This window comes from Microbacterium sp. TNHR37B, assembly GCF_001620065.1.
In the GTDB taxonomy this organism is placed as follows: Bacteria; Actinomycetota; Actinomycetes; order Actinomycetales; family Microbacteriaceae; genus Microbacterium.
Genome location: NZ_LQGV01000001.1, coordinates 482,422 through 496,051 on the forward strand (window position 1 = coordinate 482,422; position 13,630 = coordinate 496,051).

Annotated in this window: 14 protein-coding genes and 1 tRNA gene; 5 read left to right on the forward strand and 10 right to left on the reverse strand. The window is 68.0% G+C overall.

Going from position 1 to position 13,630, the window contains the following annotated elements:
• Positions 1 to 44: 44 nt before the first annotated feature.
• On the forward strand, positions 45 to 611 hold the full coding sequence (gene def / locus AVP41_RS02330) for a peptide deformylase (protein WP_082828982.1): 567 nt from the start codon (positions 45 to 47) through the stop codon (positions 609 to 611).
• Positions 612 to 679: 68 nt separating this feature from the next.
• Positions 680 to 1,438: a hypothetical protein gene (locus AVP41_RS02335; RefSeq protein ID WP_067160202.1), complete on the forward strand. Its 759-nt coding sequence runs from the start codon at positions 680 to 682 to the stop codon at positions 1,436 to 1,438.
• 23 nt (positions 1,439 to 1,461) lie between these two features.
• Here AVP41_RS02335 and AVP41_RS16545 read toward each other — a convergent pair whose 3' ends face one another.
• The 6 genes from AVP41_RS16545 to dusB all read right to left on the reverse strand — a co-directional run bounded on the left by AVP41_RS16545 (position 1,462) and on the right by dusB (position 7,346).
• Positions 1,462 to 1,794, reverse strand: a complete 333-nt coding sequence (locus AVP41_RS16545; protein ID WP_157532367.1) for a hypothetical protein — start codon at positions 1,792 to 1,794, stop codon at positions 1,462 to 1,464.
• Between the two features lie 137 nt (positions 1,795 to 1,931).
• A tRNA-Asn gene (locus tag AVP41_RS02340) sits at positions 1,932 to 2,004 on the reverse strand.
• Positions 2,005 to 2,087: 83 nt separating this feature from the next.
• Complete coding sequence (locus tag AVP41_RS02345; protein ID WP_067162703.1) at positions 2,088 to 2,852, reverse strand: ATP-binding cassette domain-containing protein; 765 nt, start codon at positions 2,850 to 2,852, stop codon at positions 2,088 to 2,090.
• 33 nt (positions 2,853 to 2,885) lie between these two features.
• The gene (gene dnaG / locus AVP41_RS02350; protein WP_067160204.1) at positions 2,886 to 4,796 is read right to left on the reverse strand and encodes a DNA primase; all 1,911 of its coding nucleotides are present in this window, start codon (positions 4,794 to 4,796) and stop codon (positions 2,886 to 2,888) included.
• Positions 4,797 to 4,798: 2 nt separating this feature from the next.
• The gene (locus AVP41_RS02355) at positions 4,799 to 6,175 is read right to left on the reverse strand and encodes a deoxyguanosinetriphosphate triphosphohydrolase (RefSeq protein WP_067162705.1); all 1,377 of its coding nucleotides are present in this window, start codon (positions 6,173 to 6,175) and stop codon (positions 4,799 to 4,801) included.
• A 4-nt stretch (positions 6,176 to 6,179) separates the two neighbouring features.
• Positions 6,180 to 7,346 carry a tRNA dihydrouridine synthase DusB gene (dusB, locus tag AVP41_RS02360; RefSeq protein WP_067160208.1) on the reverse strand — a complete coding sequence of 389 codons (1,167 nt, stop codon included), beginning with the start codon at positions 7,344 to 7,346 and terminating at the stop codon, positions 6,180 to 6,182.
• Between the two features lie 63 nt (positions 7,347 to 7,409).
• Between dusB and AVP41_RS02365 the strand changes: the two genes are divergently transcribed.
• Positions 7,410 to 7,913, forward strand: coding sequence for a glutathione peroxidase (locus tag AVP41_RS02365; protein WP_067160211.1), 504 nt, complete (start codon positions 7,410 to 7,412; stop codon positions 7,911 to 7,913).
• Here AVP41_RS02365 and AVP41_RS02370 read toward each other — a convergent pair whose 3' ends face one another.
• From AVP41_RS02370 to recO, 3 genes are read right to left on the reverse strand one after another with little or no spacing between them, the layout of a single operon-like run.
• Positions 7,914 to 8,594, reverse strand: coding sequence for a DsbA family oxidoreductase (locus AVP41_RS02370; protein WP_067160214.1), 681 nt, complete (start codon positions 8,592 to 8,594; stop codon positions 7,914 to 7,916).
• 48 nt (positions 8,595 to 8,642) lie between these two features.
• Positions 8,643 to 9,464 carry an isoprenyl transferase gene (locus AVP41_RS02375; RefSeq protein WP_067160217.1) on the reverse strand — a complete coding sequence of 274 codons (822 nt, stop codon included), beginning with the start codon at positions 9,462 to 9,464 and terminating at the stop codon, positions 8,643 to 8,645.
• Positions 9,461 to 10,189 carry a DNA repair protein RecO gene (recO, locus tag AVP41_RS02380; protein ID WP_067160221.1) on the reverse strand — a complete coding sequence of 243 codons (729 nt, stop codon included), beginning with the start codon at positions 10,187 to 10,189 and terminating at the stop codon, positions 9,461 to 9,463. The genes AVP41_RS02375 and recO overlap by 4 nt, the downstream gene beginning before the upstream one ends.
• Positions 10,190 to 10,243: 54 nt before the next feature.
• Between recO and AVP41_RS02385 the strand changes: the two genes are divergently transcribed.
• Positions 10,244 to 10,930 (forward strand): trimeric intracellular cation channel family protein, encoded by a 687-nt coding sequence (locus AVP41_RS02385; protein ID WP_067160224.1) that lies wholly within the window; start codon positions 10,244 to 10,246, stop codon positions 10,928 to 10,930.
• Positions 10,931 to 10,964: 34 nt separating this feature from the next.
• Here AVP41_RS02385 and leuA read toward each other — a convergent pair whose 3' ends face one another.
• Positions 10,965 to 12,725, reverse strand: a complete 1,761-nt coding sequence (gene leuA / locus AVP41_RS02390; protein WP_067160227.1) for a 2-isopropylmalate synthase — start codon at positions 12,723 to 12,725, stop codon at positions 10,965 to 10,967.
• A gap of 228 nt (positions 12,726 to 12,953) precedes the next feature.
• On the opposite strand from leuA, the gene AVP41_RS02395 reads away from it, so the two are divergent.
• Complete coding sequence (locus AVP41_RS02395; RefSeq protein WP_067160230.1) at positions 12,954 to 13,583, forward strand: hypothetical protein; 630 nt, start codon at positions 12,954 to 12,956, stop codon at positions 13,581 to 13,583.
• Positions 13,584 to 13,630: the final 47 nt, after the last annotated feature.

Here is a 13,630-nt window from a genome sequence, read left to right on the forward strand (position 1 = left end):
CACCCCTCGACACTAACGGCAGCGCGCCTGGATAGGCTGAGGACGTGGCTGTTCTCCCGATTCGCATCATGGGCGATCCCGTCCTGCACGCTCCCGCCAGTCCCGTCGGCGAGGTCGACGACGAGGTGCGCCAGCTCGTAGCCGACATGTTCGAAACGATGGATGCGGCGCCTGGAGTAGGTCTCGCGGCACCGCAGGTCGGCGTTGGGCTCCGCATCTACACGTACAGCTATGAAGATGACGAAGGTGCGCCTTGGCGCGGTGTCATCGTGAACCCGGAGCTCTGGATGCGTCCGCTGGAGCCGGGCGAACCCGACCCCGAGGAGGAGTCGGAGGGGTGTCTGTCCGTCCCCGGCGAGCGGTTTCCGCTCCGCCGGTCCGATTCGGTCATGGTCACCGGAACCGACCTCGACGGCGCTCCCGTCCGCATCGAGGTCGACGGCTGGCGCGCGCGCATCATGCAGCACGAGTTCGACCACCTGGATGGCGTTCTCTACATCGACCGGTTGTCCGGCGCCGACGCGAAGACGATGCAGAAGGTCGCGCGGAAGCGTGGGTGGGGGCGCCCTGGGCTCTCGTGGATGCCGGGCGTGGACGACCTCGACGCCTGACGCGTTCACAGGGCCGTCCGCGGAGCCCGTGCCGATCAACGTCACGCAGCTGAAGGACACCTACTGACATGAGCACTCGCGCAAAACTCACCTCGGTGGCAGCCGCCGTCCCCCTCGTTGCTGTCACCGGCTGCGCGGAGGTCTCGGCCGTCGCTGAGAACTCCGAGTCCGCACGGCCTCGCTCCTCCTTGGCGGGGCACGAGACAGTGTTCTCGGAGGGGCTGGATGCCCTCCCCTCGGAGACACTCACGGACTGGGTCAGTTACGCCGACGCAGTTGTTGTTGTGCGCGTGAGCACGGAGACGAGCGGAAAACTGACGAGCGACGAGGAGCAGGCCGGCGAAGGGCTGGAACTGCGCTACGTCGATCTTGACATCCTCGCTACCCTCTGGACCGGGCCGCGAGGTTTGACGCCCGATTCACAGATCACGGTATCTCCGAACGCGTGGGTCGTCAGCGCCGGTGAGAAGGATCGGCTGCTCGTCTTCGCAGAGGCGTCACGCATGGAGGTCGGGCGGGAGTACCTTGTTCCCCTCGTCCACGATGACGCGTTCGATCCGGCCTGGCAAGCGCTCGCGATCACATCCGTGTTGCCCTTCGACGGTGGAGTGGTGGGGCAGGGGGAAGTGCTGCTCGACGAGACAGGTGCCACGGTACTGCCGGAGGAGCTGTCGAACGCGGCGCAGAGCCTGTGGCGTGCCGGGCGGGAAGATGTCATCCGGCTGCTGGAGTCGCCTCCGCCCGACGCCACCGCGAAAGAGCTGTCTTCGCTCGCGCCCACTGACCGTTTCCGCGAGGTGCAGAAAGCGGCAGGTCCGGAGGAGTGAACAGCGGACCGTAAGGTCTCCTCTCAGCTCTGCCGGAATGGTGTGTCCGGGAGCCGCAGCGGATCAACCGGCAGCGCCGCGCCGATCTGCGATGCTGCCTCTGGATCCTGGTAGGGGTGAGTGGGCCGACTGCGCCCCAACTGGGCGTCGGAGTACTCATCTGAGGCGTAGAGCTCGGGCGTGCCTTTGCGACGAGGAGTGGGAAGAGAGAGCGCCGCGATGAGAAGTAGCCCGACCCCGATCACTGTGGGAAGAAGCCAGACGGGCCATCGCAGGATGGTGGCAGTCAGACACAGTCCCAGACCACCGAGAACCACAGCGACGATCCCGATCCTTCGCCAGCGAATTCCAGCCATGGCCTCACGCTAGCGCTCCTCCTCCGAGGAGGCATACGACAGTGCCGCAGCGCGTTGACAGGGGACATCCGCGGAACCTCGCCGCGCAATCACGGGCAAAGAGAAACGGCCTCGAGGTGGAGCTCGAAGCCGTTCAGCTCCCCGGCTTGGACTCGAACCAAGAACCTATCGGTTAACAGCCGATTGCTCTGCCAATTGAGCTACCGAGGATCAGCCCGCCTCGCGGTGGGCAACCCGACTATCGTAGCAAAGCTCGCGGGCTCCCGATGACACCGCTCGGCACGGGCGCGTCGTCACGAGGCGAGCGGCGTGGTCCCGTCGGGCGTCCAGATGAGGCCGTCCACGCTGGGGCCGTAGCCGACGACGTGGCCGGACTTGAGCACGAGCACGTCGGCGTCGAGCTCGGCAATCGACTCGGGGTCGTTCATGACCACGATGGAGGACATTCCGTAGTTCGCCCGCCGCCGTCGCAGCGCGTCGCGCGCGGCGACACGCACCTCGACATCCAGGTTGCCGAAGGGCTCATCTCCGACGAAGACGCGGGGGTCGAGGACGAGAGCACGAGCGAGCGCGACGCGCTGGCGCATGCCGGCGCTCAGCTCATACGGGTACTTCCCCGCTGCTCCGAGCGGCAGTTCCAGCTCGTCGAGCAGCGACGCGACGCGGACCGCCAGGGCGCGGGAGTTCACACGCCGGTCGCGAGACGTGATCGGCGCGGCGATCACTTCCGACACCGTCAAGCGGGGCGGGAGGGTCGCGCCCGCGGCCTGCGCCATGTAGCCGGTCAGATACGTCCGCATCCGGCGCGTGCGGCCGGCCTTGCGCACCGAGAGGCCCGCGACGGACGCCTCGCCTCCGAGCACTCGAAGCTCCTCGTCGGCGCCGGCGAGGAGGGCCGCGAGAGTCGACTTGCCGGCGCCGGTCGGCCCCATGATGGCGAGGACTCCCCCTGTGGAGAGGTCGAACGTCACGCCGTCGACGACGCGCTCGCCACTCCCCCGTCCGATAGAGAGGTCACTCGCGCGGACGGCGGCATCGTCGTCGGGTCTGCGGGGCATGCGACCCATCCTGCCTCGTCTGAGCGGACGGGGCTACTGGAGCTCCGCGAGCGCTCGTCGCTGCCCGTCGAGCTCGCGGAGCGTCATGCGCACCGTGCGTCCCTCCTCAGAGTCCGGAGCGACCCTCTGGATCGCGGACAGCAAGGCGCGCTTGCGGGCATCGATCGCGCGGATGCGCAGTCGTCGGCACATCGCCAGAGCGGAGTTGGCGGCCTCCGCCTCGGTGAGCGCAGGGAAGGCCGCCGTCAGCAGTTCGACCGCGAGTGAGCGGTAAGGCTCGCGAACCGACTCCACGGCGTCTGAGGCCCACCCCGCACGTGTCCGATCGTCGTGGGCGAGCCTTGCGACGATGGCCTGCCGGACTGCGTCGAGCGCGGGATGCTGCAGCGGGATGCTGAGTGCCGCATCGACCTCACGGGGATCGATCGCGTGACCGTACTGGAGTACACCCATGAGGGCATCCCGTTCCAGGGCCACATCCGCCGTACGCGGCAACGATGAGAGGGTGACGCGGGTGCTCGGAGGCGGTGCGTCGGTGCCGGGGCCGTCCGCCGATGCCGGCATCTGCCCGGACGTCTGTGTGGCGCTCCGGTCGCTCGCGTCCCGATCGGACGCCGGCTTGCCCTCTCCCCCGCGTTGGGCGGCGCGAACGACCGCACGGTGCACTTCGGAGAGCTCCTCGCCCAATCGTTTGGAGAGGAGATGCTCGTATCGGCTGCGCACGCCCCCGTCACGGATCTCGGCAACGATGGGCGCGGTAGCCCGGAGCGCCGCCAGACGCCCTTCGACCGACTCGAGGTCGTGTTCACCGATGCGCCGGTCGATCACGAACTCGAAGAGCGGCGACTTGAGATCGACCATCGAGCGCACGGCCGCATCGCCTCGCTCGAGGCGCAGATCACACGGATCGAGACCCTCCGGGCCAACGGCCACATAGCTGCGCAGCGATGACCCACGCGCTTCGGCGAACGCACGCACGGCGGCCTTCTGCCCGGCGGCATCGGGATCGAACGTGAAGATGATCTCTCCCGACGCATCGCCGCCGACGACCCGCCCCACCACGCTCATGTGGTCCGAGCCGAAAGCCGTACCGCACGTGGCGATCGCCGTCGTCACGCCGGCGAGGTGGCACGCCATGACGTCGGTGTAGCCCTCCACCACCACGACGCGGTGGTCCCGGCTGATGGCCTTCTTCGCGATGTCGAGGCCGTACAGAACTTGGGCCTTCTTGTAGATCAAGGTCTCGGGGGTGTTCAGGTACTTGGGGCCCTGATCGTCGTCATACAGGCGTCGCGCGCCGAAGCCGATGGTCTGACCGGTGATGTCGCGAATGGGCCAGATGAGCCGACCGCGGAATCGGTCGTAGACGCCGCGCTGGCCCTGCGAGACGACTCCCGCGGCAGACAGTTCTTCATCAGTGAAGCCTTGCGAGCGGAGGGCATCCCGCGCTCCGTCCCATCCCCGTGGCGCATACCCGATCCCGAAGTGCGCGGCGGCGCCTGCGTCGAAGCCCCGCTCCCCCAGGAACCGTCGCGCGGTCTCCGCCTCGGGCGAGGCCAGCTGAGCCCGGAACCACTCCGCGGCAGCGGTGTTGACGGCGTACAAGCGCGTGCGTCCACTGGTCTCGGGCGCCGGACCACCGTCTTCGTAATGGAGCGTGAACCCCAAGCGGGCGGCGAGCTTCTCCACGGCCTCGGTGAAGCTCAGATGATCGATGGCGCGCAGGAAGGAGTAGACGTCGCCGGATTCGCCGCAGCCGAAGCAGTGGTAATACCCCACTTGGGGTCGGACGTTGAAGCTCGGGCTCTTCTCGTCGTGGAATGGGCAGAGCCCCTTGAGCGAGCCGACGCCGGCAGACTTCAGTGCGACTCGTTCGCCGATGATGTCGGCGATGTTGGTGCGTGCCTTGACCTCGTCGACGTCGGCCTGCCGGATGCGTGCCACGGTCAGAGCCCTTCGAGGGGCTCGGGGAGGGCGAAGGCGTGCGATATCGTCGCGCGTCCGTCGCCTGAGACGAGACCCAGCTCCCGGAGGTCGACGGGACCGATCAGACGCGAGTGCCACTCGATGGCGAAACGGTCGGTGAGCGTGGCGACCTGATCGACCACCACCCGTCGCTTCGCCGCGTCGTCGTCCGCGCTCGCGAACTCACCGGCGTGGATGGTGTCGAGTTGGTCGGGGCGCTCCCACAGCGCCGTCGCCAGACGCTTGAGCACACGGCGCTGCTCCTTGTAGAGCCCCTTACGCCCGTCGATCGAGACGACGAAAGCCCCGAGGACTCCCTTGAGCACCGCCATCTCGACCTCGATCACGCGCGGGACGACGACTCGGCCTCGATAGCGAGTGAGCACCGGAGACTCGAAGTGCTCGCGAGTGGCGGCCGTCGCCGCCCGCGCGAAGCGGCCGATCAGGTCGGACGTGAGATTCTTCAGCCGGGCGACGGCACCGCGTGAGCCGTCGAAGTCGCTCAGCCACTCCGGAAGCCGGGTGAGGCGGTACAGCGCATCGGCCAGCTCGTCGCGGGTGTAGCCGTATCCCACCCACGACTGGATGGCGGTCAGCAAAGCCTCCCGCTCGCGCGGATCGGCAAGTCGACGCGGGTCGAGGTAGCCGTTGAGGATGGCGTCCTCGAGATCGTGCACCGAGTACGCGATGTCGTCGGAGAGGTCCATGACCTCCGCTTCGATGCAGCGCACGCGGCCCGGAGCGTGGGCCCGCATCCAGTGGAAGACGCTCTCGTCCTCGGGATACACGCCGAACTTCTGGCGCCCGCCGGGATCGGGCACCGCGTGGTCCGCGGTCCACGGATACTTGCAGGAGGCGTCGAGGCTCGCGCGGGTCAGGTTCAGTCCATAGCTCTCGCCGTCGGCGCCCAAGACCTTGGGCTCGAGTCGGCTGAGGATGCGGAGGGTCTGGGCATTGCCCTCGAAACCGCCGATGTCGTGCGCCCACTCGTTGAGCGCCCGTTCGCCGTTGTGCCCGAAGGGCGGGTGACCGATGTCATGGCTGAGGCAGGCGGTGTCCACGACGTCGGGAGACAGCTCCAGCGCAACGGCGAGCTCGCGACCCACCTGGGCCACTTCGAGGGAGTGGGTGAGACGATTGCGCGCGAAGTCAGCGGGGCTCGCGGGGCTCAGGACCTGCGTCTTCGACGCGAGCCGGCGCAGCGCCGCCGAGTGCAGCACCCGCGCACGGTCGCGGGCGAAACTGTCGCGCTGGGACCGGTGCGTCTCGGGATGGAAGCGTTCCGCATCGTGGTCGTCGTATCCGGCGGGACGGCCGGAGGAGACGCCCACGCTCCCGCCGGTGCCGGAATGCACCATCGCGTCAGCCACCGCTGTGCTCCAACTCGGCATCAGCGATGGCGCTGGACTCGGCCGCGTCGAGGTCGCGTGACTCCAGCCAGCGATCGGGCAGGGCCGGTCGTTTTGGCGTGCCCGCCCGGCCCCGCTGGCCTTCCGCCGCCGCGCCCGGATACGGGGCATCGCTGTCGAGCTCCGCAAGAATCACGTCGATCTCTGCCAGCGTCGAGACCGTCGCCAGACGTGCGCGGGTCTCTCCCCCGACCGGGTACCCCTTGAAGTACCAGGCGACGTGCTTGCGGATGTCCCGGCAGCCGCGGTCCTCGCTGTCGAAGAACTCCACCAGAAGCTCCGCGTGCCGCCGGAAGGCCCGGCACACGAACCCCAAGGTCGCGTCGACGGGTTCCCCGGCAGCGGCGTTCGGGCCGCCGAGCGCACGGGCGAGATCGCCGAACAACCAGGGCCGGCCGAGGCAGCCGCGACCCACGACCACGCCGTCGCATCCGGTCTCTGCCATCATGCGGGCAGCGTCGTCGGCCGACCAGATGTCGCCATTGCCGAGCACCGGCACGCTCGTGACCGCGCGCTTGAGCTCGGCGATCGCTTCCCAGTCGGCGTGGCCCGAGTAGAACTCCGCGGCGGTACGTGCGTGAAGAGCGACGGCCGCGACACCGGCGTCTTCGGCGATCCGTCCCGCATCGAGGTAGGTGAGGTGATCGCTGTCGATGCCCTTGCGCATCTTCACCGTCAGGGGGATGTCGCCTGCCGCGCGCGCAGCCCGCGTGACGATGTCGCGGAAGAGGTCGAGTTTCCAGGGCAGCGCCGCTCCGCCGCCCTTGCGGGTGACCTTGGGTACCGGGCAGCCGAAGTTCAGGTCGATGTGATCGGCGTGGTCTTCGGCGACGATGATGCGGACCGCGGCTTCCACGGTGGCCGGATCGACGCCGTAGAGCTGGATCGAACGCGGCGTCTCAGACTCGTGATGCCGGATGAGCCGCATCGTGGTGGCGTTGCGCTCGACCAGGGCACGGGTCGTGATCATCTCGCTGACGTAGAGCCCGGCCCCGTACTCGCGGCAGAGCCGCCGAAACGCGGTGTTCGTGATTCCCGCCATCGGTGCCAGCACCACCGGCGCGTCGAGGGCGATCGGCCCGATGCGCAGGCGGGCGGGCGAGGTGACAGTGGTGGACATCCTTGACATTCTCCCAGACAGCGCGGCCCCTCCGGCAGCTCTGGCGGGCATATCGTGGTCGATATGGCCGATAGCTCATCTGTGGAGATCCGTTCGATTCCGTTCCACGACGCGGAGGGAGCCGAGAAGACGCTCGCCGACTTCGGCGATGGTCCCGTTCTCATCGTCAACGTCGCCTCGAAGTGCGGTCTGACCCCCCAGTACGAGCAGCTGGAACAGCTTCAGCGTGAGTACGGTGATCGCGGACTTCGGGTGCTCGGCTTCCCGTGCAACCAGTTCATGGGTCAGGAGCCGGGGTCGATGGAGGAGATCCTCGACTACTGCGCCGTGACGTGGGGCGTGAGCTTCCCGATCATGGACAAGATCCGCGTCAACGGCTCACACGCAGCGCCGCTGTACAAGGCGCTCAAGAAGGCCCGCAACCACGAGGGCGCCAAGGGGCCCGTGATGTGGAACTTCGAGAAGTTCCTGCTGACGCCCTCGGGCGAGGTGCATCGATTCCGTCCGCAGACCAAGCCCGACGCGCCCGAGGTCATCGCCGCGATCGAGGCGAGCCTGCCTGCCTGATCAGGCGGCGGTCGTCGGCGACGCCTTCCGCTCGTTCCAGACCTGGCGCGCGATCTGCGCGAAGGCCTCGGCGGGCTGGGCGCCGCTGACGCCGTACTGGCCGTCGATCACGAAGAACGGCACGCCCTGGATCCCATACGCCTGTGCCTGTGCCTGATCGGCACGAACAGCGTCGAGGTATCGGCCTGACTCCAGTGCGGCGCGCACGTCGTCGCGATCCAGACCGACCTCCGCCGCGAGGTCGACCAGGTCGTCGATCCGCCCCACGTGGCGTCCTTCGGTGAAGTAGGCGGACATCAGTCGCTCGGCGACCTCGTGCTGGCGGCCCTGCTCCTTGGCGTAGTGGAGCAGCTCGTGCGCCTTCACCGTGTTCGTGTGCTGGAGCAGGTCGAAGCGATACTCCAGGCCGGTATCCGCCGCGACACCGGTGACCCGGTCGAGCATCTGGACGACCTGCTCGCGCGGCAGACCTTTGTGCCCGGCGAGGAAGTCGATCTCATCGCCTTCGAAGTCGACCGGGGTGTCGGGAGAGAGCTCATAGGAGTGGAAGGTGACCTCGACGCGGGGGGCGTCCTCGTCACCCGCCGTCGCGGCGATTCCCTTCTCGAGGTTGCGCTTGCCGATGTAGCACCAGGGGCAAGCGATATCGCTCCACACGTCGATCTTGATGGCATCCGTCACGAGGGAGACAACCTCGCCACGTCGCCCATCTATTCCCGACCGGAGCGATCAGACTCCGGCGTCGCTCGCCGCGTTCGGTCGGTCGACCGCCCCGCCGAACCGCCGGTCGCGGTTCGCGTAGGTCGCCATCGCATCCCAGAGGTCGGTGCGGGAGAAGTCCGGCCACAACCGATCGAGGAAGACCATCTCCGCGTAGGCGGACTCCCAGAGCAGGAAGTTCGAGGTGCGCTGCTCCCCCGACGAACGGATGAACAGGTCGACATCGGGCATGTCGGGGACGTACAGGTGCCGGCGGATGGTCTTCTCGGTGATCGCCCGCGGTGCCAGCCTCCCGGCAGCGACCTCCGTGGCGATCGCACGCATCGCGTCGACGAGCTCGACGCGACCGCCGTAGTTGACGCACATCGTGAGGGTGAGCACATCGTTGTCCGCCGTCAGCCGCTCGGCGAACTGCAGCTCCTTGATGACGGATCCCCACAGCCGGGGCTTGCGACCGGCCCACCGCACGCGCACTCCCCATTCGTTGAGCTGATCGCGGCGGCGGTGGAGGACGTCACGGTTGTAGCCCATGAGGAACCGGACCTCGTCGGGCGAGCGGTTCCAGTTCTCCGTGGAGAACGCATACACGCTCAAGTGCCGGACCCCGGCCTGGACGGCACCGGCGACGACATCGAGGAGCACCTCCTCACCCGCACGGTGCCCCTCGATCCGCGTGAGGCCTCGACGGTTGGCCCACCTCCCGTTGCCGTCCATGACGATCGCGACATGTCCGGGGACGCTGCCCGCGCGGAAGTCGGGCGGATACTGGCCGGTCCAGTCGAGCGGACGGTAGGGGACGGCGTCGCGGTGCGTGTAGGGCTTGGGCGTCATCGGTGCTGTTCCATGTGGGAGAGGGAGCGGATCCCCCGCTCGAGGTGCCACTGCGCGTAGGCGGCGACGAGACCGGAAGCGGCAGCGGTGGCACCGTCCGTAGCGGCGTCGACGATGTCCCACTCTCCTGCCATCAAGGCACGCAGGAGAGAACTCGTCTCGGGCTGGAGCCGTGCGGCCCCTGTCGGTGCACAGGCGCTGCAGACGGTGCCGCCCAGTTGCGCGACGAACCATTCCTGAGGTCCCGCCGCGGAGCACCGGGCACACTCGCTGAGCGCCGGCGCCCAGCCCGAGAGGGCCATGACACGCAGGAGATACGAGTCCAGAACGGACCGGGGCGCGTGGTCGCCGCGTGCCAGGGCGCGAAGGCCCCCGACGAGGAGCAGATACTGCTGCGCCGTGGCCTCGGCTTCGTTGAGCCGGTCGGCCGCTTCCACCATGGCGTGGGCGGCGGTGTAGCGGTCGTAGTGGGCCGCGATGTCGGCTCCATAGGCGCCGATCGACGAAGCCTGCTGCACCACATCGAGGGTGCGGCCGCGGTACAGCTGCACATCGGCCACCATGAATGGCTCCAGCCGGGCGCCGAAGCGCGAGGACGTGCGCCGAACACCCTTCGCCACGGCGCGGACCTTGCCGTGCCGGCGACTCAGGAGGGTGAGGATGCGGTCCGCCTCACCGAGTTTGTGGGTGCGCAGGACCACGACCTCGTCGCGGTAAGTCGGCATCTATCGATTCTCTCGCACCCCACGATTATGAGGGCGACCGGCGACAATAGAGGCGTGACAGAGCCGCTCTTCGTGATCCCCCTGTGGGCCGACCTCCTCGCCGTGGGCCTCGGCGGCGTGCAGGGGGCCCTCTTCGCTTCCGGGTTCGTGGGGCAGCGTCGTCTCGACCTGCTGGGCGTGACGATCATCGGGATCGTGATGGGGATGGGAGGAGGTCTGATCCGAGACCTTCTGCTCAACGTCGAACTGGCGACGATGCAGAGCAACTGGTATCTCATCACGGCGGGCGCCGCCTCGCTGATCGGGATGCTGCTCGCCAACGTCTTCCAGCGTCTGAACGGCGTGATCGTGGCGCTCGACGCCCTAGTGATCGGATTGTTCGGCGCTTTCGGCACGGCCAAGGCACTCGCGATCGGACTCCCGGCCGTTCCCGCGGTCTTCGTCGGGGTCTGCGCGGCTGTCGGCGGGGGCATCCTCCGCGACGTCTTCATGGGGCTCCCCGTGGCGATCATGCACGTGGGATCGCTGTACGCCGTGGCCGCCGGTGTCGGTTGTGCCGTCCTGGCGGCCACTCACGGCCTGGGCGCGCCGCTCGTGGCGGCGGCGATCACGTGCGTGGTGGTCACGACGGTGATCCGTCTCCTGGCGGTCCTCTTCGACATCTCACTTCCCGAGCAGCGCGCACTCCACCGCCGCAAGGTGGCGCTGGAGACGTCGGCGATCCCGATCATCCGGTCCTGACCGGTAGCGCGACCGCGACGACGCCGTCGGGAAGTCAGACCGCGCTGAGGACGCCGGACTCCGAGCGCGTGCGGATCGCGCGGTTGACCGCCGACACGATCGCCTTCAACGACGCCGTCGAGATGTCTCCATCGATCCCCACGCCCCACAGGCGCTCGCCATCGACCTGCAGCTCGACGTACGCGGCGGCCTGGGCGTCGCCGCCGGCACTCAGGGTGTGCTCGACGTAGTCGTACAACGTGATGTCGAAGCCCTGCGCCCGGACCACCTCGAGGAAGGCCGAGACCGGGCCGTTGCCCACACCGGAGGTGGCGATCTCTTCCTCGCCGTCGCGGAGGGAGACCTCCAAGGTCACCTCGCCGGACATGTCGCTCTCGGTCCGGGTGGACAGCAGCTCGAACCGGCCCCATTTCGCGTCGTCGTCGGAGGCGGGGAGATACTCGTCGGTGAAGATGTCCCAGATCTGACGGCTGGAGACTTCGCCGCCTTCCGCGTCGGTCTTGGCCTGCACCACGCCGGAGAACTCGATCTGGAGCTTTCGCGGTAGGTCGAGCGAGTGGTCGCTCTTCAACAAGTAGGCGACGCCGCCCTTGCCGGATTGCGAGTTCACCCGGATCACCGCTTCGTAGGAGCGGCCGAGGTCCTTGGGATCGACGGGCAGATACGGGACCGCCCACTCGATGTCGTCGACGGACACGCCGGTCTCCTCCGCCCGCGCCGCCATCGACTCGAAGCCCTTCTTTATCGCGTCCTGGTGCGAGCCGCTGAACGCGGTGAAGACGAGGTCGCCCGCCCACGGGCTGCGCTCGTGCACGGGAAGCTGGTTGCAGTACTCAGCGGTGCGCTTGACGTGGTCGATGTCGCTGAAGTCGATCTGCGGATCGATGCCCTGCGTGAACATGTTGATACCGAGCGCCACCAGGTCGACGTTTCCGGTGCGCTCTCCGTTGCCGAAGAGGCAGCCCTCGATCCGGTCGGCGCCGGCGAGGTATCCGAGCTCCGCGGCTGCGATCGCCGTGCCACGGTCGTTGTGCGGGTGCAGGGAGAGGATCACGTTCTCCCGGTGATGGAGGTGCCGGCTCATCCATTCGATGGAGTCGGCGTAGACGTTGGGCGTTGCCATCTCGACGGTGGCCGGAAGGTTGATGATGACCTTCCGATCCGGGGTGGGCTCGAAGACCTCGAGCACCTGATTACACACGTCAACGGCGAACTCGAGCTCGGTGCCGGTGTACGACTCCGGCGAGTACTCGTAGTAGACCTTCGTCTCGGGGATACGGGTTTCGAACTTCCGGCACAGACGAGCGCCTTCCAGAGCGATGTCGATGATGCCCTGACGATCGGTGCGGAAGACCACCTCCCGCTGCAGCACGCTCGTCGAGTTGTACAGATGCACGATGGCCTGCCGCGCGCCCGCGATCGCCTCATACGTGCGCTCGATCAGGTGTTCGCGCGCCTGCGTGAGAACCTGGATGGTCACGTCGGCGGGGATCAGGTCGTCCTCGATGAGCTGGCGGACGAAGTCGAAGTCGGTCTGGCTCGCGCTGGGGAATCCGACCTCGATCTCCTTGTACCCCATCTGCACGAGCAGCTCGAACATGATCCGCTTGCGCTCGGGGCTCATCGGGTCGATCAGTGCCTGGTTGCCGTCGCGCAGGTCGACCGCGCACCAGCGTGGAGCCTTTTCGATGCGCTTGTCGGGCCAGGTGCGGTCGGGCAGATCGACGCGGATCTGCTCGTGGAAGGGCCGATACTTCGAGATCGGCATGGTCGACGGTTGCTGGTTGTTCTGCATGATGGTGTCGCTTCTTCTCTTCGCGGAGGAAACGGGCCGACGACGATCTCCGCGACGAGGAGGGCCCTGTTACGAGGTCTCGTCGCGGCGGCTAAGAAGAAGGAGAACGCCCGCGCGCATGAAAGTCACCCTACACCCGATCGCTTCCGCTCGGCGGGACCCGGGCACCGCTTCTGTCCGCGGCACCTCCGCCTGAGACGAAACCACCGGCGGCGACACTCGGGAGGTATGAATCGTCGCGGAGCCGTCGTCGTCGCCACTCTCACCCTGGTCGTCCTGCCGCTCGCCGCGTGCGCGGCTCCGGCGTCGCCGGCCGGATCCTCCCCCGACGTCGGGTGGAGCGATGCCCGGCCCGGGCTCCCGGAGGGCGAGGTCCGCGCACAGGGGACGGTCCTCGACGACGGCTCGACCGTGTCGTTGTGCCTGGGCGCCGTCAGGGAGTCCGCTCCCCCGCAGTGCGAGGGGATACCGTTGATGGGCTGGGACTGGGACGGGGTCGACGGAAGCACGACGACAGGGGGAACGACCTGGGGTGCCTACGCGGTGCGGGGCACGTACGACGGCGCCGGTCTCACGGTCACCCAACCTCCGATCATGCTCGCGCTGTATGACCCCCTGCCCCCGGTCGACCCCACCGGAGGCGTGCGCGGTGAGGCGACAGCGGCCGAGGCGGAAGCGATCTCCCGCGAGGTGAGTGGCCGCGTGGGCGAGTCGTTCCTCGGTGCGCAGGAGCGGGACGGCTGGGTGTGGCTGGATGTCGTGTGGGACGACGGCACGTGGCAGGACGCCGCGGACGGTGAGTTCGGTGCGCGGAAGGTCGTCGTCCGCTCCGCGCTGCAGGAGATCGCTACGCCGTGAGAAGCCGAGGTCGTCGCGCTGAGGCTCCGCAGCGGGGGGTGGGCTCC

Bases quoted from the DNA above. Each gene is read 5' to 3' on its own strand.
- AVP41_RS16545 (WP_157532367.1), bottom strand. From the start codon at position 1,794: ATGGCTGGAATTCGCTGGCGAAGGATCGGGATCGTCGCTGTGGTTCTC.
- AVP41_RS02395 (WP_067160230.1), top strand. From the start codon at position 12,954: ATGAATCGTCGCGGAGCCGTCGTCGTCGCCACTCTCACCCTGGTCGTC.
- AVP41_RS02335 (WP_067160202.1), top strand. From the start codon at position 680: ATGAGCACTCGCGCAAAACTCACCTCGGTGGCAGCCGCCGTCCCCCTC.
- AVP41_RS02375 (WP_067160217.1), bottom strand. From the start codon at position 9,464: ATGACGCCCAAGCCCTACACGCACCGCGACGCCGTCCCCTACCGTCCG.
- AVP41_RS02355 (WP_067162705.1), bottom strand. From the start codon at position 6,175: ATGGTGCATTCCGGCACCGGCGGGAGCGTGGGCGTCTCCTCCGGCCGT.
- dusB (WP_067160208.1), bottom strand. From the start codon at position 7,346: ATGTCCACCACTGTCACCTCGCCCGCCCGCCTGCGCATCGGGCCGATC.
- recO (WP_067160221.1), bottom strand. From the start codon at position 10,189: ATGCCGACTTACCGCGACGAGGTCGTGGTCCTGCGCACCCACAAACTC.
- AVP41_RS02365 (WP_067160211.1), top strand. From the start codon at position 7,410: ATGGCCGATAGCTCATCTGTGGAGATCCGTTCGATTCCGTTCCACGAC.
- AVP41_RS02345 (WP_067162703.1), bottom strand. From the start codon at position 2,852: ATGCCCCGCAGACCCGACGACGATGCCGCCGTCCGCGCGAGTGACCTC.
- leuA (WP_067160227.1), bottom strand. From the start codon at position 12,725: ATGCAGAACAACCAGCAACCGTCGACCATGCCGATCTCGAAGTATCGG.